This is a genomic window from Arthrobacter sp. JB02-1C (genome assembly GCF_057748045.1).
In genome coordinates, this window is the sequence record NZ_CM173235.1 from 3,409,822 (window position 1) to 3,428,315 (window position 18,494).

Sequence of the window (18,494 nt, forward strand, 5' to 3'; positions counted from 1 at the left end):
TTCAGCTGTGAACTTTGGTGCGCACGGTGTGCTGGACGGCTCCGGGTACTTACAATCTACTGCGGAGCTGTGACAATTCCGCGCAAAGCCGTGCGAAGCCGCAGTTGGTGCTGATCCCGGCATGCGGGAATGGTCCTGGAACGGGCATAGTTAAGCTCTTGGGCTTGTGCTTGAAGGGTGCGACCTACTGCCGGAGCGCAGGACAGATACGAACAGAGGCTTGATTTGGTAGGGAACGCAACATTCCGGCATAGCAACACAGCACTGCTCTCGGTAAGCAGCGTCGAAGCTCCGAAGATCGTCAGTTCCGCGGACTTCGACCGAAGGCTGGCCCCTACCCTGAGCCGGCTGAAGTTCCCGCCCAAGCTGCTCGAACGGGTGGCCGGTATTACGCACCGGCGCTGGTGGGCGCCCGGGACAGCGTTCGACGACGCCGCCATCGAGGCCGGGGCAAAGGCTCTGGCCGAATCCGGCATCGAAGCCTCGGAGGTGGGTCTGCTGATCAACACCTCGGTCACGCGGCGCAGCCTTGAACCGTCCGTCGCGGTCAAGATCCACCACGGGCTGGGCCTGCCGTCCTCGGCCATGAACTTCGACCTGGCCAACGCGTGCCTGGGCTTCGTCAACGGCATGACGCTGGCCGCGAACATGATCGACAGCGGGCAGATCAAGTACGCCGTGATTGTCAATGGAGAGGACGCCCAGGCCACGCAGGAAGCCACCCTGGCTCGGCTGGCGCGGCCGGAGACCACCCGCGCGGACTTCAACCGCGAATTCGCCACCCTCACCCTGGGCTCCGGCGCCGCGGCGGCAGTCATGGGCCCGGCGGACCAGCACCCCGGGGCGCACCGGATCATCGGCGGCGTCATGCGTGCCGGCACCGAGCACCATGAACTGTGCGTCGGCGGCATCGACGGGATGGCCACCGACACCAAGGGCCTGCTCGACGGCGGCCTGCGGCTCGTGGTTGAGGCCTGGCATGAGGCGCAGCCCGAATGGGACTGGACCGCGATGGACCGGTACGTCACCCACCAGGTGAGCAACGCCTACACGCAGGCGATCATCGAGGCCATCGACCTGGATCCGGAGAAGGTGCCCATCACGTTCCCGCACTGGGGCAACGTGGGTCCCGCTTCGCTGCCGATGACCCTGGCCGCCGAAGCCCAGACCCTCGGTTCCGGAGACCGCGTCCTGTGCATGGGCGTCGGATCCGGCCTGAACACCGCCATGGTGGAAATCGTATGGTAGCCGCCGGCTGGTCCGGCGTAGACCCCGAATGGTCACGGGAAATCGAGGTAGCGTCCAGCTCCGCCGCGGACCAGCCCGGCACGACCCGCCGCTGGCACCTGCTCGATAACGGGGACCAGCTCGCCCGCCGCGGCCTCACCCCTGCCGGCACCCTACTCTGCGTGCACGGCAACCCCACCTGGTCCTATCTGTGGCGCAGCCTGCTGGCCGCCGGAACCGACCCGGCCCACCCCTGGCGCGTGGTCGCCGTGGACCAGCTCGACATGGGATTCTCCGAACGCACCGGCACCTTCCGCCGCCTGGCCGACCGGATCAACGACCTGGCCGACCTTACCGCCGCGCTGGAACTCGACGGCCCCGTGGTCACCGTCGGCCATGACTGGGGCGGCGTGATCAGCCTCGGCTGGGCGCTGGCGCACCCGGAGCAGCTCGCCGGGGTGGTGCTGACGAATACCGCTGTCCACCAGCCCGCCGGCAGCCCCATTCCCCCGGCGCTGCGGCTCGCCCTGCACCCGGCCGTGCACCGCTGGGGAACCGTCACCTCCGACGCCTTCCTCCGGGTGACCCATGCACTCGCCCGCCCGGCGCTGGCCCCGGAAGTCCGCGCCGCCTACCAGGCCCCCTACCGGGGCGCCGGACGCCGCGACGGCGTCGGGAACTTCGTGGCCGACATTCCGGCCGGACCGGCCCACCCCAGCTTCGCCGAGCTCAACGGCGTGGCCGAGGGCCTGCGCGGGCTCACGGTTCCGGCCCTGATGCTGTGGGGCCCTCGGGACCCGATCTTTTCGGACCGCTACCTCAAGGACCTGATCTCCCGGCTGCCGCACGCCCAGGTGCACCGGTTCGAGGGCGCCGGGCACCTGGTCGCCGAGGACCGGGACATCGCCGCCCCGGTGTTCGACTGGCTCGCCGGGCAGCTACCCGCCCCCGGCACCGCTGCCAGCCCGGACAAGCCCCCCGCCTCCACTCCCCCGCATCACGACGCCGGGACACCGCCGTTATGGGCGCCGCTCACCGCACTGGCCGCTGGTCCGTCCGCCGGGGACACCGCCGTCGCGGAGATGTCCGCCGAAGGCTCGGTGTCCCGGTCCCTGAGCTGGCGGGAGCTCGAGCAGCAGATTGCCGGCCTCGCGGCCGGCCTGCAAGGGGCCGGAGTGGGCCCCGGCAGCCGGGTGAGCCTGATGGTCCCGCCCGGGGTGGACCTGACCGTGGTGCTGTACGCCTGCCTCCGGCTTGGCGCGGTGGTCGTCGTTGCCGACGCCGGCCTGGGCACCCGCGGGCTGAGCCGCGCCGTGAAGGGCGCCACCCCGGACTTCCTGGTCGGCATCGACAAGGCCCTGGCCGCGGCCTCCGTGTTCGGCTGGCCAGGCCGCCGGATCAGCGTGCGGGACCTGCCGGCCGCCCGCCGCCGCCTGCTCGGCGTCGAAACCTCCCTCGCCGCCCTGGCCCGCCGCGGAACCGAAACCAGCCAGGCATTCCCGGCACCGGCCGCCGACGCACCCGCCGCCGTCCTCTTCACCTCCGGCTCGACCGGCCCGGCGAAGGGCGTGCTCTACACGCACCGACAACTGGGGGCGATGCGCGATACCGTGGCCGCCACGCTGGGGATCCGGCCGGGAGCGCGCCTGGTGGCCGGGTTCGCCCCGTTCGCCCTGCTGGGCCCGGCGCTCGGAGCGGTCTCGGTGACGCCTGCCATGGACGTCACCGCCCCCCGGACGCTGACCGCCCGGGCGATGGCAGCAGCCGCCGCCGCCATCGACGCCACCGTGGTGTTCGCCTCACCCGCCACGCTCCGCAACGTCCTGGCAACCCGGGACGGGCTGGACGACGCCGGCCGCCGTGCCCTGGCACAGGTGGAACTGCTGCTCTCAGCCGGCGCCCCCGTCCCCGAAGCCCTCCTCGCCCAAGTGCAGCAGCTGCTTCCGGCTGCCTCGCTGCACACCCCGTACGGCATGACCGAGGCGCTGCCCGTGACGGACATCAGCTTCGAAGAGATCCGCGCGGCCACGGCCGACGCCGCCGCCGGGACCGTTCCGGGAGCGGGCCACGGCGTCTGCGTCGGGCTGCCGGTGGACGGCGCCCGCGTCGCCGTCGTCCCGCTCACGGCTGACGGCAGCGCACCCGGCAGCCGCCCGGTCACGGACGCCGGCGTGACGGGTGAAATCCTGGTCAGCGCCCCGCACGTGAAGCAGGCCTACGACCGGCTCTGGCTCACCGAGCGGGAAAGCGCCCGCACGCCGGGCTGGCACCGCACCGGCGACGTCGGGCACTTCGACGCCGCCGGCCGGCTCTGGGTGGAGGGACGGCTGGTGCACGTGGTGACGGCGCCCGGTACTGTCGTGACCCCGGTGGGGGCCGAGCAGGCCATCGAAGCCGGCGTGAACGACGTCGGCCTCGCCGCCGTCGTCGGGGTCGGCCCCGCGGGCACGCAGGCCATCGTCGCGGTCGTCGAGACCGTCCCGCCGGCGCGCCGCGCCGGCCCTGCCGCGCCGGCGCTGGCCGGCCGGGTGCGTGCCGCGGCACGCCTGGCCGGGATCGAGCTGGCCGCCGTGCTGGCCGTTCCTGCCCAGCCGACGGACATCCGCCACAACGCCAAGATCGACAGGACCCGGCTCGCCCGCTGGGCTTCGCGGGTGCTGGCCGGCGGCCGTCCGGGCACGCCGTGAGAGTGCTCGTCACCGGCGCGAGCGGCCTGCTCGGCGGCGCCGTGGCCCGGCTGCTGGTGGATCAGGGGCACCAGGTCAGCACGTTCCAACGCCGCCCCTCGGGGATCGACGGCGCCGCAGACCTCGCCGGGTCCGTCACGGACCCGGCGGCCGTGCGCCGCGCCGTGGCCGGCGCCGAAGGCATCATCCATCTCGCCGCAAAGGTGTCCTTCACCGGCCGGCCGGCGGACTTCGAGGAGGTCAACGTCGAAGGCACCCGCGTCCTGCTGGCGGCCGCCCGCGACGCCGGCGTCCCCGACCTGGTCTTCGTGTCCTCCCCGTCGGTCGCCAATTCGGGGGCGGCCATCGCCGGGCTGGGTGCCGAACCGGCGGACCCGGTCCGTGCGCACGGAGACTACTCGCGGACCAAGGCCACGGCGGAGCTGCTGGCCCTCGCCGCGGATACGCCGGAATTCCGGGTCGCCGCGGTGCGGCCGCACATCGTCTGGGGCCTGGGCGACACGCAACTGGTGGAGCGGGTGCTCGAACGCGCCGGCCGCCGCCGGTTGCCGCTGCTCGATGCCGGGGCGGCGCTGATTGACACCACCTACGTGGACAACGCGGCGGCGGCGATCACCGCGGCACTGCACCGGATGGAGCACATCCACGGGCGGGCTCTGGTGGTCAGCAACGGCGAGCCGCGGCCGGTCGGTGAGCTGCTGGCCGGAATTTGTGCCGCCGGCGGCGTGCCGGCTCCGTCGTGGCGGGTGCCGGGCAGGATCGCGCGGGCCGCGGGCTCGGTCGTGGAGCGGGCCTGGACCCGGGCCGGCCGGGCCGGGGAACCGCCGATGACCAGGTTCCTGGCCGAGCAGCTGTCCACCGCGCATTGGTTCGACCAGCGCGAAACCCGGGAGCTGCTCGACTGGGCTCCGGCGGTCTCACTCGATGAGGGCCTGGCCAGGCTGGCCGGCTACTACCAGCGGCCGTTGCGGGGCCGCGGCTGGCACACCGGGCAGGTGTAGGACGAGCGGTTCATGAACTGCTCGCGTTTGATCAGGCTGACGATTCCGGCCGCGGCGCAGCGCCGGCATTCCTGGCCCACGCGGCCGTAGGCGTTCAGCGACCGCTCGAAGTAGCCGGAGGCCCCGTTGACGTTGACGTAGAGCGAGTCGAAGCTGGTGCCGCCGGCGGCGAGGGCGTCCGTCATGACCTCGCGGGCGGCGTCGAGCACGCGGCGGGCCTCGGCCCGGCGCAGCGTGTCCGTGGGCCGGGCGTAGTGCAGTTTGGCGAGCCAGAGCGCCTCGTCCGCATAGATGTTCCCGATCCCGGAGACCAGGCCCTGGTCCAGCAGGGCACGCTTGAGCCCGGTTTTCCGGGCCCGGAGCCGGCGGTAGAACTCCTCGAAGGAGAACTGCGGGTCCAGCGGGTCCCGGGCGATGTGCGCGGCTTCCTCGGCGATCAGCGGCAGTGGGGTCTCGGCCAGGCCGCCGGGTCCGCCGTCGGGAGTCGGGATCAGCGAGGTGAGGAAGAGTCCGCCGAAAATGCGCTGGTCCACGAACCGGAGCTGCTCCGGCATTCCGGCCGCGGCGCTGAGCCGCAGCCGGACCTTCAGGTGTTTCTCGTCCGGGACGCCGGCGTCCTGCATCAGGAGCTGCCCCGACATGCCCAGATGTGCCATCAGCGCCACCTTCGGCGCGGGCGCTGCCGGACTGGCGGTCCCGGAAGGACCCGCCGGCGCCGGGGCGTCCGTGAGCGGGAGCCAGAGGAACTTTCCGCGCCGGACCACGTCCAGCACGCGGGCGCCTTCGAGGTTGCCGGCGAAGTCCTCGGCGCCGAGCGCGTGCCGGCGGATGGACCGCGGGTCGAGGACCTGCGCGGCGGTGATGGTCCGGCCGCGGACCCAGTTCACCAGGCCGCGTCGGACTACCTCCACCTCGGGCAGTTCAGGCAACGGGGGGCCTAGCTGCCGGACTGCGGCATTTTGACTTCGGCGCGGGTTTCGGCGCTGGTTTCGGCGGCCTCGGCCGGTACCGTGAGCCGGCGCCAGGCGTCGGCGGCGGCTTCCTGTTCGGCTTCCTTCTTGGAGTTTCCGGAACCGCTGCCGTAGTCGGTCCCGCCGATCCGCAGCACGGCCTCGAAGGAGCGTGCGTGGTCCGGGCCGGAGCCTTCCACCGCATAGTTGATGGTGCCGAGCTGGCGGCTGGCCGCCAGCTCCTGGATGCTGGTCTTCCAGTCGGTGCCGGCGCCGAGCGCGGCGGCGTCCTCGAGCAGCGGGCCCACCAAACGCATGACCAGTTGCCGGGCTGTTTCCAGCCCGTTGGACAGGTAGGTGGCGCCGATCAGCGCCTCCATGGTGTCCGCCAGGATGGAGGCCTTGTTCTTCCCCTGGGTCAGCTTCTCGCCCTGGCCGAGGTAGATGAACTCCCCCAGCCCGATGCTCCGGCCGATGCCGGCCAGCGCGCGGGTGCTGACGACGGCGGAGCGCCGCTTCGCGAGGTCGCCTTCGGGCAGTTCCGGGTTGTCCCGGTACAGCGCGTCGGTGACGGAGAAGCCCAGGATGGAGTCACCCAGGAACTCAAGCCGTTCGTTGGTGGGAATGCCGCCGTTTTCGTAGGCGTAGGAACGGTGTGTCAGAGCAAGACGAAGCGTCCCGGCGTCAATAGAGACACCGAGACGCTTCAGAAGCTCTTCAATTGAAGACATCTTAGTCAGCCAGTTGGCGGATTAGACGTCTGCGACCTTGCGGCCCTTGTACTCAAGGAACAGCGCGGTGCCAGCCGAGTCGGTAACGACCTTTGCCTGGTGCGGCAGGCTGTACACAACCTGGCCGTTTTCCACGGTCTTCACCAGGTGGGGGGCGGTTGCCTTCCACTGGGAGCGGCGGGCGCGGGTATTCGAGCGAGACATTTTCCGCTTGGGAACAGCCACGGCTAACTCATTTCTCTCTAGTCCAACACTTACAAATCAGTTTTGCCGGTCAGGCTTAGCCAAGTCGGCTAGGGCAGCCCAGCGAGGATCTACGACCTCGTGGTGGTGCCCCGGCTCGTCTTCCAGGCGTACTCCGCATTCGGAGCAAAGGCCCTGGCAGTCTTCCCGGCACACCGGCTGGAACGGCAGCATTGTTACTACTACGTCCCGCAACACCGGCTCAAGATCGATCAGATCGTGCTCTACTCGACGTTGCTCTTGTTCGTCTTCTTCATCCGGGAATTCAGCCTCCCCATAGAAGAAAAGTTCTTGCACATTGACCTCTTGGTCATACGCAAGGGGATCCAGGCATCGACCGCATTCGCCGGTTACGCTGACGATTGCGGTACCCGATACCAGAATTCCTTCGTGTACGGCCTCAAGCCGCAGGTCCAGCTCGACATCCGAGCCTTCCTGCACCCCAATGAGCGCCACACCAAGGTCACTTGGTGCGGGGACATGTTCCTTCAGTGTCCGCATGGTTCCCGGACTGCGTCCGAGGTCCTTGACGTCGAACGCCAGGGGCGAACTAGCATCTCGTTTAATGAGAACTCCTGTTGAACATATGACCGACGTACCATCTTAGCCTGAACTTCCGGGCGGACTCAAACCGGACGAACCCTCCGGGACGGAAGGCCGGCGCGGAAGGCCAGCACGGAAGGCCCGGACGTGGCCGCACCCAAGGCAGCAGGCCGCCGAGTACCGATCAAGCTTACCCTCTGCGCGGCGGTTCCTGGCCCGGCTCGCCGGACCGCAGCCGTTTCAGCACGGACCGGGGCACGAAGTCGGAGACGTCCCCGCCCAGGGTGAAGACCTCCTTGATCAGGGTGGAGGACAGGTGCAGGTAGTGGCCCTCGGCCGGCAGGAACACGGTCTCGACGCCGGTCAACTGGCGGTTCATGGTGGCCATCGGCAGCTCGTAGTCAAAGTCGGAGGAGGACCGGAGGCCCTTCACAATCGCGGAGGCGCCGCGCTGCCGGCAGTACTCGGCGAGCAGGCCCGGTCCCACGGGTTCGACCACGATGCCGCGCAGCGACGCCAGCGTTTCCCGGGCCATCTCGAGGCGTTCGTCGAGGTCGAAGCGGTACTTCTTGGCGTAGTTGGTCGATACCGCCACGATCACCTCGTCGAAGAGGCTGGCGGCGCGGGCGATGACTTCCAGGTGACCGTTGTGGATGGGGTCAAAGGAGCCAGGGCATACGGCGCGTCTCATGTTTCGAACCTACCGCATCGGCCGTGCCGCCGGGATAGCATGGCGACATGCCAGCATCCACGATCGCCCCGGCGATGCCCACCGGACGGACCGACGCGGAGGGAACCCGGTGACCGGGCAGCTGTCGCCCTGGCAGCGCGCCGCCACGGGAGCCAACCTGCTCTCCCCCGGCGGCGGCCTGGGTGTGACCATCTTTGAAGAAATGACCACCCTGGCGCTGCAGACCGGGGCCATCAACTTGGGCCAGGGTTTCCCGGACGAGGACGGCCCGGCCGAAATCAAGGACGCGGCCCAGGCCGCGATCGCCCTGGGCGCCAACCAGTACGCCCCCGGGAAGGGCATCCTGGAACTACGGGAGGCCATCTCCCTGCACCAGGAACGGTTTTACGGGCTGACCCCGGATCCGCAGACGGAAATCGTCGTCACGACCGGCGCCACGGAAGCCATCGCTGCAGCGCTGCTCGCCCTGGTGGGGCCGGGCGACGAGGTTCTCACGTTCGAGCCCTTTTACGATTCCTACGGCGCCATCATCGGCCTGGCCGGCGCCCGGCACGTCACTGCCCCGCTGCTGGCTCCGGACTTCATGCCGGACTTCGACGCCCTGGCCGACGCCTTCAGCGACCGCACCAAGGTCGTGCTGGTCAACAACCCGCACAACCCCACCGGCGCGGTGTTCCCCCGCGAGGTCCTGGAGCGCATCGTGGAACTCGCGGCCCGGCACGACGCCGTCATTCTCACCGACGAGGTCTACGAACACCTCACCTTCGGCGTCGACCACGTGCCGATCGCCACCCTGCCGGGCGCGGCCGAGCGCACGCTGACCATCTCCTCCGCCGGGAAGACCTTTTCCTTCACGGGCTGGAAAATCGGCTGGCTCAGCGGTCCGGAGCACCTGGTATCCGCGGCCCGGACGGTGAAGCAGTTCCTCAGCTACAGCTCCGGTACCCCGTTCCAAAGCGCGATCGCGGTGGGCCTGGGCCTGCCGGACGAGTTTTACGCCGGCATCGCCGACACCCTGCGGCTCAAGCGGGACATCCTCAGCGAAGGGCTCCGCGCAGCCGGCCTGGAGGTCTACACCCCGCAGGGGACCTACTTCGTGAACGTGGACACCGCACCGCTGGGGATTACCGATTCCGTGGACCTGGCCCGCCGGCTGCCGGAACTGGTCGGCGTCGCCGCCATCCCGGTCCCGGTCTTCTGCCACGCCGAAGGCGCGGAACGGACCCGGAGCCTGCTCCGCTTTGCCTTCTGTAAGAAGACCTACGTCCTGGAGGAGGCCGCGGAACGCCTCTCCACCCTCCGGGACAGGCTGTGAGCGCCGACCGGTCCGTCGCGCGGTATCTGCGGACCACCGGCCAGCATGCCGTGATCGAACCGGACACCTATACCGACGGCGGGTACGTGCTGAGCATCGGCGGCGCCGAGCAGTCCCACGTTGACCCGGCGGACCCGGGCGAGATTTTCTACGAGTACCTGCGCCGGATCGGGCACCTGGTGGATCTCGCGGCGCCCTGGGGCGAGCCGATCACCGCACTGCACCTCGGTGCCGGCGCCCTGACCCTGGCGCGCTACATCCAGGCGACCCGGCCGGGATCCGTGCAGTATGCGGTGGAACTGGAGCGGGAGCTGCTGGACTTCGTGCTGCAGCAGCTCCCGCTGCCGGAGGGCACTCAGCTGCACACGCTGATCGGCGACGCCCGCGAGTCGCTGGCCAAGCTGCCCACCCAGCTTCGCTTCGACGTCGTGATCCTGGACATCTTCTCGGGTCCGGAGGCGCCGGAACATCTAGCCTCCACCGGGTTCTACCGGGAAGCCGCAGCCCTGCTGACGCCGCGGGGCATCCTGGTGGTCAACGTCGGCGATGAACCCGGCCTCACCCTGGTCCGCAGCCAGGTCACGGCGCTGCGCCGGGCCATGGCGGACGTGGCGGCCTTCGCGGAAGCCGGTATGTTCGCCGGCCGGCACCCCGGCAACATCATCCTGGCCGGCACCCAGGGTCCGTGGCCGGATGCGTGGACGGCGGCGCTGACCGCCCGCGGACCGCACCCGGCGAAGGTGCTGGCCGGCGTCGAACTGGACGTCCTGGCGGGCTGAGCCGCCAGGCCGCCGGATTCATCCGAACGCGATCTTTCGCAGCAGAATCCGTAGCTGATCCCGTTCCGGTCCCGCCAGGGCCGCCAGCGAGACCTCTTCCGCTTCCCGCACAGCCACTGCCGCGCGCCGGTGCAGCTCAAGGCCGGCGGGCGTGGGACGAATGACCTTGGACCGCCGGTCCCGGGGGTCCGGGGCCCGCAGCACCAGCCCGCGCTGCTCCAGCGTGTCAACCAGCGCGACGATCTGACTGGGGTCCAGGCGCAGGAATTCGGCAAGTTCACGCTGCGAGGGTTCCGTATCGCTGCAGGCCATCGCCAGCACCGAATAGGAGCGGACCTTGAGGTCCAGCGGGGCCAGCCTCGCGTTCGCGTTGCCGCTGCCGAGGGAGCGTGCGCGGGCCGCGAGGAACTCAATTTCATGGACCAGGTTGGCGGCGAGCAGCCGGTCCGTGCCGGCCTCGGGCGGTGCACTCCCGCACGGCTGATCGCCCGGCTGGGTTGACTCGGCCACTTGTCCTCGCTGCTCCTGGGTACTCCGGAAAGTTTAACGGCTCCAACCATACCGGGCGCCTGACGGCATCCCGCAAACCGTTGAAGAAATTATCATTGACAAGATCAACTATATGGGTTGTCATTTATACACCCCGGCGGTGCGGCTCCCAGCTTCGTCGCCCGCACTCGTCGGATAACTCGCGCCCCAAGGAAGTGGACTGTTATGAAGAGACTTAAGTTTGCCGTTGCCGGCGTTGCCGCGGCGCTGCTGCTCTCGGGTTGCGGCGGCGGATCGCCCTCGGGTTCCGGCTCCGCCGCTGCCAGCGGGGAAGGCCTGCGAAACATCAGCGTCGGAGTGATCTCGATTGCGCCGTCGGCCGCCGTGCAGCTGGGCATCGACGAGGGGATCTTTGCCAAGCACAAGCTGAAGGTCGAATTGCAGAGCGGCCAGGGCGGGGCCGCGATGCTCCCGGCGGTCTCCACCGGCACCATGAACTTCTCCGTCGGCAACCCGCTGTCCGTGCTGCTGGCCAAGAACAAGGGCCTGGACATGAAGATCGTCTCGGGCTATTCGAACTCGCTCCCCACCGGCAAGGACATCAACGGCGTGGTGGCAAAAGCGGGCTCCGGCATCACCTCGGCCAAGGACCTTGCGGGCAAGAAGGTCTCGGTCAACACCATCAATGCCCAGGGCGACCTGACCATCAAGGAGGTCGTGGCCAAACAGGGCGGCGATCCGAACGCGGTCAAGTTCCTTGAGCTGCCGTTCCAGGACATGGGCGCCCAGCTTGCCCAGGGCAACGTGGATGCGGTTTGGGTTCCAGAACCGTTCCTCTCCAAGCTGTTGGCGGAGGGCAACACGCTGGTCACCTACAACAACCAGGAGGCGCTTCCGGGCCTGCCCACCATGGTCACCTTCACCAGCGGCAACTACGCGCAGCAGAACCCGCAGGTCGTCGCGGATTTCAAGGCAGCCATAACGGAGACGCTGTCCATGGCGCAGGCGAACCCGGACAAGGTCCGTGCGCTGCTGCCCGGGTTCATGAAGATGCCGGAGGCGGTCGCCAAGGACCTGCGGCTGGAGGCGTTCGACGGGAAGGTGGACGAGCCCACCCTCGGCAAGCTGGGCGACCTGATGGCCAAGTACGGGATTGTGCCCTCGAAGCCTGACGTTTCCGGCACCATCCTGAAGTAACCGTCCGGTGCATGCCGGTCCGGCGTGGGGCCTAGTCCGCGGCCGCCACGCCGGGCTCGGCGAACCAGAGCCTGGTCTCGCCGTACTTCTTCTCCGCGAACCGCTCCAGGCCCTCCGGCCAGCTGGGCTCCGGGGTGCGGGCGGAACGTTCCACCACGACGACGGCGCAGCATCTAACTCTGCGCTTTAGGAGAACGCCCCTGGCAACATCAAGCAACGCGGGCCGTGGCGGCGGAGGTCTTCGAGGCGGTGGTGTAGCCGGCCTTGGTCCCGGTCACGGTCACCGTCAGGGTCTTGCCTGTATCGGCGGCCACGGGCTTGTAAGTAGCGGCCGTCGCGCCGAGGACGGCAACACCATTGGCCTTCCACTGATACGCCAACGCCACCGGCGCCGGCCCCCAGGTTCCCGCCGCCGCAGTCAGGATCGAACCGACCTTCGCCGTCCCGGTGACGGTCGGAACAGGCGCCGTAAGAGCCAGCGCCACGGCCACGACTACCGCCGTGGCGGCGGAGGTCTTCGAGGCGGTGGTGTAGCCGGCCTTGGTCCCGGTCACGGTCACCGTCAGGGTCTTGCCTGTATCGGCGGCCACGGGCTTGTAAGTAGCGGCCGTCGCGCCGAGGACGGCAACACCATTGGCCTTCCACTGATACGCCAACGCCACCGGCGCCGGCCCCCAGGTTCCCGCCGCCGCAGTCAGGATCGAACCGACCTTCGCCGTCCCGGTGACGGTCGGAACAGGCGCCGTAAGAGCCAGCGCCACGGTGAAGTCGATCGACGTTCTTTCCATGCCTGCCGTCAATGTCACAGGCGTCGCACTATCAACGGTGGGGCCGCCGTACCACCCCTCTCCCGCGCCGGAGCCGATTACGACGAATCTCACCATGTACGTGCCGGCGGACAGCCCGACCACCTTATACGTTCCGTCCGCCGCGATTGAGGCAGTACCGCCCGAAAATCCGTTGCTTGTGTTGTAGGCCCAGACGATACCGCTGGACGGATCCACGCCAGGCCGGGCTGTAATCTTCCCGCTGATGGTGGCGCCCTTGACAAGCGTGGCGTTGATTCCGGTGATGTCTTGCCCGGTGGTGACGGATAGGGCCGTAGCAGTGTCAAAGGAGGTAGCATCTTTGTACCACTGGTCCAACGCACCCCCGCCTCGGAACACCAGTTTGTAACTGCCAGTGGCCAGCCCGGTCACCCTAAACGCCCCCTCGGCGTCGACGGAAGCGGTGCTGGCCGGGTTGCTGCTGCCGTCGGGGTTGGCCGCTTCGACGCTCACGGCAGCCAGGTCGATGCCGGGTGGCGCCATGACCTTGCCGCTGACTGTGGCACCGCGGATGAGGGCGGCGTTGACGCCGGTAATGTCCTGCCCGGTTGCGACGGCCACGGGCGTGGCCGTCTCGAAAGTCGCAGCATTGTTGTACCACTGGTCCACAGCGTCGGAGCCATAAGCGAAGAATTTTAGCTTGTACTTGCCGGCTCCGAGACCGGAGAGCGTGTAGGTGCCGTCAGTTGACACGAACGCGCTGACCACGGAGCTCTCCTCCGGCGAAGCCAAGTCACCCTTATAAGCGTATACATGTGTTGAGCCGGCAATCGTTCCTGGCGGTGTGGTGATCTTTCCGCTGATCGTGGCCCGCTTCACGACTGTGGCATTGATGCCGGTGAGATTTTGGCCCACATCTAGGGAGATCACGGTTGCGCTCTTGAAGGACGATGCGTTGCTGTACCACTGGCCTTCTGCGCTCGACGAAAATTCAGAGAAAGCCAGTTTATAGCGGCCGGCCCGCAAACCAGCTGCTGTGTACGTTCCGTCCGGCGCTGTCCCCAGGACGGTCACCATACCGGCGCCCCAGTCTGCTGCATCTGCGCGTACCACGTGCACGTAGGCTGAATTAGCGTTGACCCCTGGGCCAATCTTCACAGTGCCGCTGATACTCGCAGTCGATGTGTCCACAGCTGCCGTCACCCGGGGACCTTCAACCAGCACAAGTGCGGTAGCAACCGCCAACGTGATAGCCAACCGCTTAAGCCACGTCTGTCCAACGCCAAACATGTTTGCCCCCAATATGGTTACCAGCCGCCCATCGCTGAATCGTGGCGATGTTGTGAGTCTAATCATGACCGCAGTCCAAACCTTGGATTGTTCTTGAACGCCCTAGCCCCTTAGTCAGTGGCCTCCACGCCGGGCTCGGCGAACCAGAGAGAGCCTGGTCTCGCCGTACTTCTCCTCTGCGAACCGCTCTAGGCTGCGTGTCGAACTGAAAACGCGAAGTATGGCGCCGACCGTAAACATTGACATTTGTCCCCCTGAATTGTGCCTGCCGTGTTGCAGCGACGGAATTGCCTTCCGAATGCGTGAACGGCTTCTGGAGGACTAATGGCAGCAGGTCACAGTCATCAAGTCCTTCGGCGCTGCCGAGATTAGGGCGGCGGGCTTTACCGTTAACGAATACGATGCGAGTTTAGCGCTGCCGCCAAATTACCAACCCGTGGTCATTCCGGTATGAGTAGTTACTACCTGTATTCGCGCCCAATCCCTGTTGGTTCACGCCGCATCCAAAAGGCAGCAACGCTTTAGTGCTCCAAACCTCTAATGGGAAACCGGGTCGAATGGGGTCGTCTGGCGGAGAAACTAGCCGGCGCCCCCGTCACCGGGCTCAGCGACGTCGGCCTCCGCGGCCGCCACGCCAGGCTCGGCGAACCAGAGCCTGGTTTCGCCGTACTTCTTCTCCGCGAACCGTTCCAGGCCCTCCGGCCAGCTGGGCTCCGGGGTGCGGGCGGAACGTTCCACCACGACGACGGCGCCCTCGGCCAGGTGCGGGAGCAGCTTGGCCAGCACGGCCGCCAGGGCAGGTTCCTCCAGCGGGTAGGGCGGGTCCAGGAAGACCAGGTCCCAGCGGGCGCCCTCGGCCGCCCGTTCCAGGAACGGCTCCACCTTGGAACGGTGCACGGAGACGACCTTGCGTCCCGCCACGGTGTTCACCAGGTCCGCGTTCCGCTGGCAGACCTCGCTGGCTTTGCCGTCGGATTCCACCAGGTCAACGGCCAGGGCCCCGCGGCTGGCACTCTCGACGCCGAGCGAACCGGCTCCGGCATACAGGTCAAGCACCCGGGCGTCCGCGATGACCTCGAAGGCATCCAGCCGCGAAAAGAGCGCCTCCTTGACCCGGTCCGTGGTGGGCCGGGTCAGGGATCCGGGCACACTGGTTAGCGGTGTCCCGCCAGCCGCGCCGGCAATGATGCGGCTCATCGCCGGACTCCGCCGGCTGAGCTGCCGGCTAATCTGCCGGCTGAGCCGCCGGGGTTTCCGCCTGCCGCGCCGGCCGGGTTCCCAGGCACGTTCCTAGCCACGTTCAAGGAACGCCTCCTTCTCGGGGTTCAGGTAGTGGTCGATGGCCGCGGCGAGAGCGGCGTGGCTGTCAAGGTCCGGGTCCGCGCCGACGATCGCCTGGGCATCCTGGCGGGCGCGGGCGATCAGGTCCTCGTGCTCCAGGACCCTTAGCAGCTTCAGGGTGGAGCGGCCGCCGGACTGGGAAGCGCCCAGGATGTCGCCTTCGCGGCGCAGCTTGAGGTCCTCCTGGGACAGTTCGAAGCCGTCCGTGGTGGCCGCCACGGCGTCCAGCCGCCGCCGGCTGGGGTGACCGGGTTCCAGGGTGGTGACCAGCAGGCACGTGCCGGGCAGGCCGCCGCGGCCCACCCGGCCGCGGAGCTGGTGCAGCTGGGAGATGCCGAACCGGTCCGCGTCCAGGATCACCATCAGCGTCGCGTTGTGCACATCCACGCCCACCTCGATCACGGTGGTGGAGACCAGCAGCTTGGTCTGGTTGGCGGTGAAGGACGCCATCGTCTCCGATTTCAGGACCGGGTCCTGGCGTCCGTGCAGCGGCGCCACCGGAACACCGGACAGCGCCGGTTCGTCCCGCAGCTGTTCGAGCACCCCGGTGACGGAGGCGAGTTCGCGTGCCCCGGTCTCGGCCAGGTCGGCGTCGCTGGGCTCGGCCTCCCCCGGGCTGAAGTCGCCGTCGTCGTCGGCGCCGATCTTGGGGCAGACGACATAGACCTGGTGCCCGGCGTCGATCTCCTCGCGGGATCGGGACCAGATCCGGGTGGCCCAGGCCGGGTGCTCGGCGAGGCCCACCACGTGGGTGGAGATGGGGGCGCGGCCGGCGGGCAGTTCGTCCAGGACGGAGGTTTCCAGGTCGCCGAACACGGTCATGGCGACGGTCCGCGGGATGGGTGTGGCGGTCATGACCAGCAGGTGCGGCGGTTTGCTGGCCTTGGACCGCAGCACGTCGCGCTGTTCGACGCCGAAGCGGTGCTGTTCGTCCACCACGATCAGGCCCAGGTCGTAGAAGGAGACGTTGTCGCTGAGCAGGGCGTGCGTGCCGATGATGATCCCGGCGGTCCCGGCGGCGGCGTCCAGCATGGCCTGTTTCCGCGCGGCGGTGGGCATGGAGCCGGTCAGCAGCGTGACCTGGACCGAGTCCGGGCCGAGGCCGCCGAGCAGGCCGTCGCGGGAGAGCGGGCCCAGGGTGCGCCGGATGGATTCGTAGTGCTGCGCGGCGAGGACCTCGGTGGGCGCCAGCAGCGCTGCCTGTCCCCCGGCGTCGACCACCTGCAGCATGGCCCGCAGCGCCACGATGGTCTTTCCGGAGCCCACTTCACCCTGCAGCAGCCGGTTCATCGGCGAGTCCTGGGCCAGTTCCTCGGCCAGGGTCTTGCCGACGGCGGCCTGGCCGGCGGTCAGGGTGAACGGCAGTTGCCGGTCGAAGGCGGTGAGCAGCCCGGCCTGGACGGGCCGGCGCGCGGTTGCTTCCTCGGCCGCCAGCTGGGCGCGGCGGCGGGCGAGGGCGGACTGCAGCACCAGGGCTTCCTGGTAACGGAAGCGGTCCCGGGCGCGCTGCCAGTCGGCCGGGGTCTGCGGCGTATGGATCAGCCGGTACGCCTCGGCGACCGGGAGGAATTTCTCCCGCGCGGCAATCGGAGCGGGCAGCGGGTCGTCCAGGCGGTCCAGTTCGGCGGTCTCCAGCAGTGTCGCGATGACCTTCTGGATGGACCAGCTGGTCAGCTTGGCGGTGGCCGGGTAGATGGGGACGGGCATCGCGGCGAGCTTCTCCGGGTCCATGCCCGGGACGTCCGGGTCCTCGTCGAGCAGCTGGTACTGCGGGTTGGTCAGGCCCAGGGAGCCGGCGTAGCGGGTGACCTTGCCGGAGAACAGGACGCGCCGGCCCGGCAGCAGCTCAGCCTTGGCCCGGTAGGCGTTGAAGAAGCTCACCTTGATGGTGCCGGCGTCGTCGGTGATGACGACGTCGGTCAGCGTTCCCTTGCGGGCACGCATGGACCTGGTGCTGCTGGAGACCACCCGTGCAATGAGGGTGACTTCCTCGTCCAGCGGGACCTCGCTGATGGGGGTCAGTTCACCGCGGTTCAGGTAGCGGCGGGGGAAGTAATTCAGCAGGCCGCCGACGGTGCTGATGCCCAGGTGCTTTTCAATGACGGCCGCGGAGCGCTTGCCGATCCGCCGGTCCAGGCCAAGTTCAAGTTCAGCGTTCATGTCCGTCGAGGTCCGTGCTGCGGGGCTGGGCGCCGGGAACCGTTTCCGCGGGGAGAGAGTCGGGCTCCTCCGGCAGGGCAAGGTCGCTGACGGTCAGGTCGGACGGTTCACCGAGCGAGCGGATCAGGACGAGGGCGGGTTCGGCGTCCGGGACGTGCACGTGGACGCGCCAGCGGTAGGCCCCGTTGGGGTCCGCGTCACCGCCCACCTGGCTCATGATGACCGACTGGCCCAGTTCGTCGAGGCGTTGCCTCAGCGTGGCTGCTTCCAGCGGCGCGAGCGTGATGGTGCACATGACCTCCACGCCTTCGTCGCGGGGCATGGCGGTGTGGATGTGTGGGGCCTGCACCCCGTAACCGTGCAGGCCGTCGAGCAGGTTGTCCTGGAGTTCCTCGCCGAGCACGGCGGAGCGCAGGCAGTCCAGGATCAGGAGCATTCCGACGCCGCCGGCGTCGACCACGTGCGCGGCGTGCAGCGCTTCGAGCTGGTCCTCGGTGTGGACGACGGCGGCGACGGCCGCCTCGAGGGCGGCGTCGAGGGCCAGTCCCAGCGTGTGGTTGCTGTCGTCGCCGTCGTGTTCGGCGTCGACGGCGGCAACGGCCTGCGCCGCCGCTTCCATCACCGAGAGCATGGTTCCGGGAACCGGGTCGCTCAAGGCGGACCAGGCGCGGATCTGGGCGCGGTGCAGGGCGGCCGCCAGCAGGGCTGAGCTGAGCCTGGCGTGCCCGGCGAGTGGTTCGGCGGCGGCGCAGAGGAACACGGCAAAGAGCGTGCCGGAGTTCCCGCGGGCCTGTTCGATCGCGGCCTGGCCGGCCCGGGCGAGGATGGCGCCGACGTCGTTCTGCGCCGGGTCCGGCGGCCCCACGTGGACCACCGGGATGCCGGCGTTGAGCACCGGGAGGGCGGTGGTCTCCGTGGGCACGTCCTGGAGCGCCCGGGCGGCGGCGCGCACCGTGAGGTAGAGGTTGGTGCCGGTGTCGCCGTCCGCGACGGGGAAGATGTTGATGGCGTTCAGGCGGTCGCTGTGGTTTCCGAGCGTTGTTTCCGCCTTGCCCAACCACCGCTTCATCGCTTGCGCGTTGG

At 68.8% G+C, this 18,494-nt stretch carries 16 protein-coding genes and 1 pseudogene; 6 read left to right on the top strand and 11 right to left on the bottom strand.

The window, feature by feature from the left end; translation table 11 throughout:
* Positions 1-225 precede the first annotated feature (225 nt).
* Genes AC3ANP_RS15985 through AC3ANP_RS15995 form a run of 3 tightly spaced genes read left to right on the top strand, consistent with a single transcriptional unit; the run spans position 226 to position 4,915 of the window.
* Complete coding sequence (locus tag AC3ANP_RS15985) at positions 226-1,248, top strand: 3-oxoacyl-ACP synthase III (protein ID WP_488331106.1); 1,023 nt, start codon at positions 226-228, stop codon at positions 1,246-1,248.
* Complete coding sequence (locus AC3ANP_RS15990; RefSeq protein ID WP_488331107.1) at positions 1,242-3,914, top strand: alpha/beta fold hydrolase; 2,673 nt, start codon at positions 1,242-1,244, stop codon at positions 3,912-3,914. Before AC3ANP_RS15985 ends, AC3ANP_RS15990 begins: the two co-directional genes overlap by 7 nt.
* Entirely contained in the window at positions 3,911-4,915 is a 1,005-nt protein-coding gene (locus tag AC3ANP_RS15995; RefSeq protein WP_488331108.1) for an NAD-dependent epimerase/dehydratase family protein, read from the top strand. Before AC3ANP_RS15990 ends, AC3ANP_RS15995 begins: the two co-directional genes overlap by 4 nt.
* Here the strand turns inward: AC3ANP_RS15995 and mutM are convergent.
* The 5 genes from mutM to coaD form a co-directional block, all read right to left on the bottom strand.
* Complete coding sequence (gene mutM, locus AC3ANP_RS16000; protein ID WP_488331109.1) at positions 4,867-5,844, bottom strand: bifunctional DNA-formamidopyrimidine glycosylase/DNA-(apurinic or apyrimidinic site) lyase; 978 nt, start codon at positions 5,842-5,844, stop codon at positions 4,867-4,869. The genes AC3ANP_RS15995 and mutM overlap by 49 nt on opposite strands.
* A gap of 8 nt (positions 5,845-5,852) precedes the next feature.
* Positions 5,853-6,596, bottom strand: coding sequence for a ribonuclease III (rnc, locus tag AC3ANP_RS16005; protein ID WP_488331110.1), 744 nt, complete (start codon positions 6,594-6,596; stop codon positions 5,853-5,855).
* 21 nt (positions 6,597-6,617) lie between these two features.
* Entirely contained in the window at positions 6,618-6,821 is a 204-nt protein-coding gene (gene rpmF, locus AC3ANP_RS16010; protein ID WP_056738282.1) for a 50S ribosomal protein L32, read from the bottom strand.
* 36 nt (positions 6,822-6,857) lie between these two features.
* Positions 6,858-7,382: a YceD family protein gene (locus AC3ANP_RS16015; RefSeq protein WP_488333090.1), complete on the bottom strand. Its 525-nt coding sequence runs from the start codon at positions 7,380-7,382 to the stop codon at positions 6,858-6,860.
* Positions 7,383-7,572: 190 nt separating this feature from the next.
* A complete protein-coding gene (gene coaD, locus AC3ANP_RS16020) occupies positions 7,573-8,073 on the bottom strand; it encodes a pantetheine-phosphate adenylyltransferase (RefSeq protein WP_488331111.1) in 501 nt (166 codons plus the stop codon).
* Between the two features lie 109 nt (positions 8,074-8,182).
* Between coaD and AC3ANP_RS16025 the strand changes: the two genes are divergently transcribed.
* Positions 8,183-9,388 (top strand): aminotransferase class I/II-fold pyridoxal phosphate-dependent enzyme, encoded by a 1,206-nt coding sequence (locus tag AC3ANP_RS16025; protein WP_488331112.1) that lies wholly within the window; start codon positions 8,183-8,185, stop codon positions 9,386-9,388.
* Complete coding sequence (locus AC3ANP_RS16030; RefSeq protein WP_488331113.1) at positions 9,385-10,167, top strand: spermidine synthase; 783 nt, start codon at positions 9,385-9,387, stop codon at positions 10,165-10,167. Before AC3ANP_RS16025 ends, AC3ANP_RS16030 begins: the two co-directional genes overlap by 4 nt.
* Positions 10,168-10,185: 18 nt before the next feature.
* Here the strand turns inward: AC3ANP_RS16030 and AC3ANP_RS16035 are convergent, their stop codons facing one another.
* The gene (locus AC3ANP_RS16035) at positions 10,186-10,677 is read right to left on the bottom strand and encodes a MarR family winged helix-turn-helix transcriptional regulator (protein WP_488331114.1); all 492 of its coding nucleotides are present in this window, start codon (positions 10,675-10,677) and stop codon (positions 10,186-10,188) included.
* Between the two features lie 204 nt (positions 10,678-10,881).
* On the opposite strand from AC3ANP_RS16035, the gene AC3ANP_RS16040 reads away from it, so the two are divergent.
* Positions 10,882-11,853 (top strand): ABC transporter substrate-binding protein, encoded by a 972-nt coding sequence (locus AC3ANP_RS16040; protein ID WP_488331115.1) that lies wholly within the window; start codon positions 10,882-10,884, stop codon positions 11,851-11,853.
* Between the two features lie 31 nt (positions 11,854-11,884).
* Here AC3ANP_RS16040 and AC3ANP_RS16045 read toward each other — a convergent pair.
* The 5 genes and pseudogenes from AC3ANP_RS16045 to AC3ANP_RS16065 all read right to left on the bottom strand — a co-directional run.
* A pseudogene (locus tag AC3ANP_RS16045) lies at positions 11,885-12,022 on the bottom strand (16S rRNA (guanine(966)-N(2))-methyltransferase RsmD); the annotation flags it as partial.
* 40 nt (positions 12,023-12,062) lie between these two features.
* Positions 12,063-13,550, bottom strand: coding sequence for a carboxypeptidase regulatory-like domain-containing protein (locus tag AC3ANP_RS16050; protein ID WP_488331116.1), 1,488 nt, complete (start codon positions 13,548-13,550; stop codon positions 12,063-12,065).
* 939 nt (positions 13,551-14,489) lie between these two features.
* Complete coding sequence (rsmD, locus tag AC3ANP_RS16055) at positions 14,490-15,107, bottom strand: 16S rRNA (guanine(966)-N(2))-methyltransferase RsmD (RefSeq protein WP_488331117.1); 618 nt, start codon at positions 15,105-15,107, stop codon at positions 14,490-14,492.
* A gap of 93 nt (positions 15,108-15,200) precedes the next feature.
* Positions 15,201-17,411: an ATP-dependent DNA helicase RecG gene (locus AC3ANP_RS16060; protein ID WP_488331118.1), complete on the bottom strand. Its 2,211-nt coding sequence runs from the start codon at positions 17,409-17,411 to the stop codon at positions 15,201-15,203.
* Entirely contained in the window at positions 17,401-18,480 is a 1,080-nt protein-coding gene (locus AC3ANP_RS16065) for a DAK2 domain-containing protein (RefSeq protein WP_488333091.1), read from the bottom strand. The genes AC3ANP_RS16060 and AC3ANP_RS16065 overlap by 11 nt, the downstream gene beginning before the upstream one ends.
* Positions 18,481-18,494: the final 14 nt, after the last annotated feature.

Coding starts and splice junctions, on each gene's coding strand:
- AC3ANP_RS16040 (WP_488331115.1), top strand. CDS start 10,882: ATGAAGAGACTTAAGTTTGCCGTTGCCGGCGTTGCCGCGGCGCTGCTG.
- coaD (WP_488331111.1), bottom strand. CDS start 8,073: ATGAGACGCGCCGTATGCCCTGGCTCCTTTGACCCCATCCACAACGGT.
- rsmD (WP_488331117.1), bottom strand. CDS start 15,107: ATGAGCCGCATCATTGCCGGCGCGGCTGGCGGGACACCGCTAACCAGT.
- rnc (WP_488331110.1), bottom strand. CDS start 6,596: ATGTCTTCAATTGAAGAGCTTCTGAAGCGTCTCGGTGTCTCTATTGAC.
- AC3ANP_RS16065 (WP_488333091.1), bottom strand. CDS start 18,480: ATGAAGCGGTGGTTGGGCAAGGCGGAAACAACGCTCGGAAACCACAGC.
- AC3ANP_RS15990 (WP_488331107.1), top strand. CDS start 1,242: ATGGTAGCCGCCGGCTGGTCCGGCGTAGACCCCGAATGGTCACGGGAA.
- AC3ANP_RS16060 (WP_488331118.1), bottom strand. CDS start 17,411: ATGAACGCTGAACTTGAACTTGGCCTGGACCGGCGGATCGGCAAGCGC.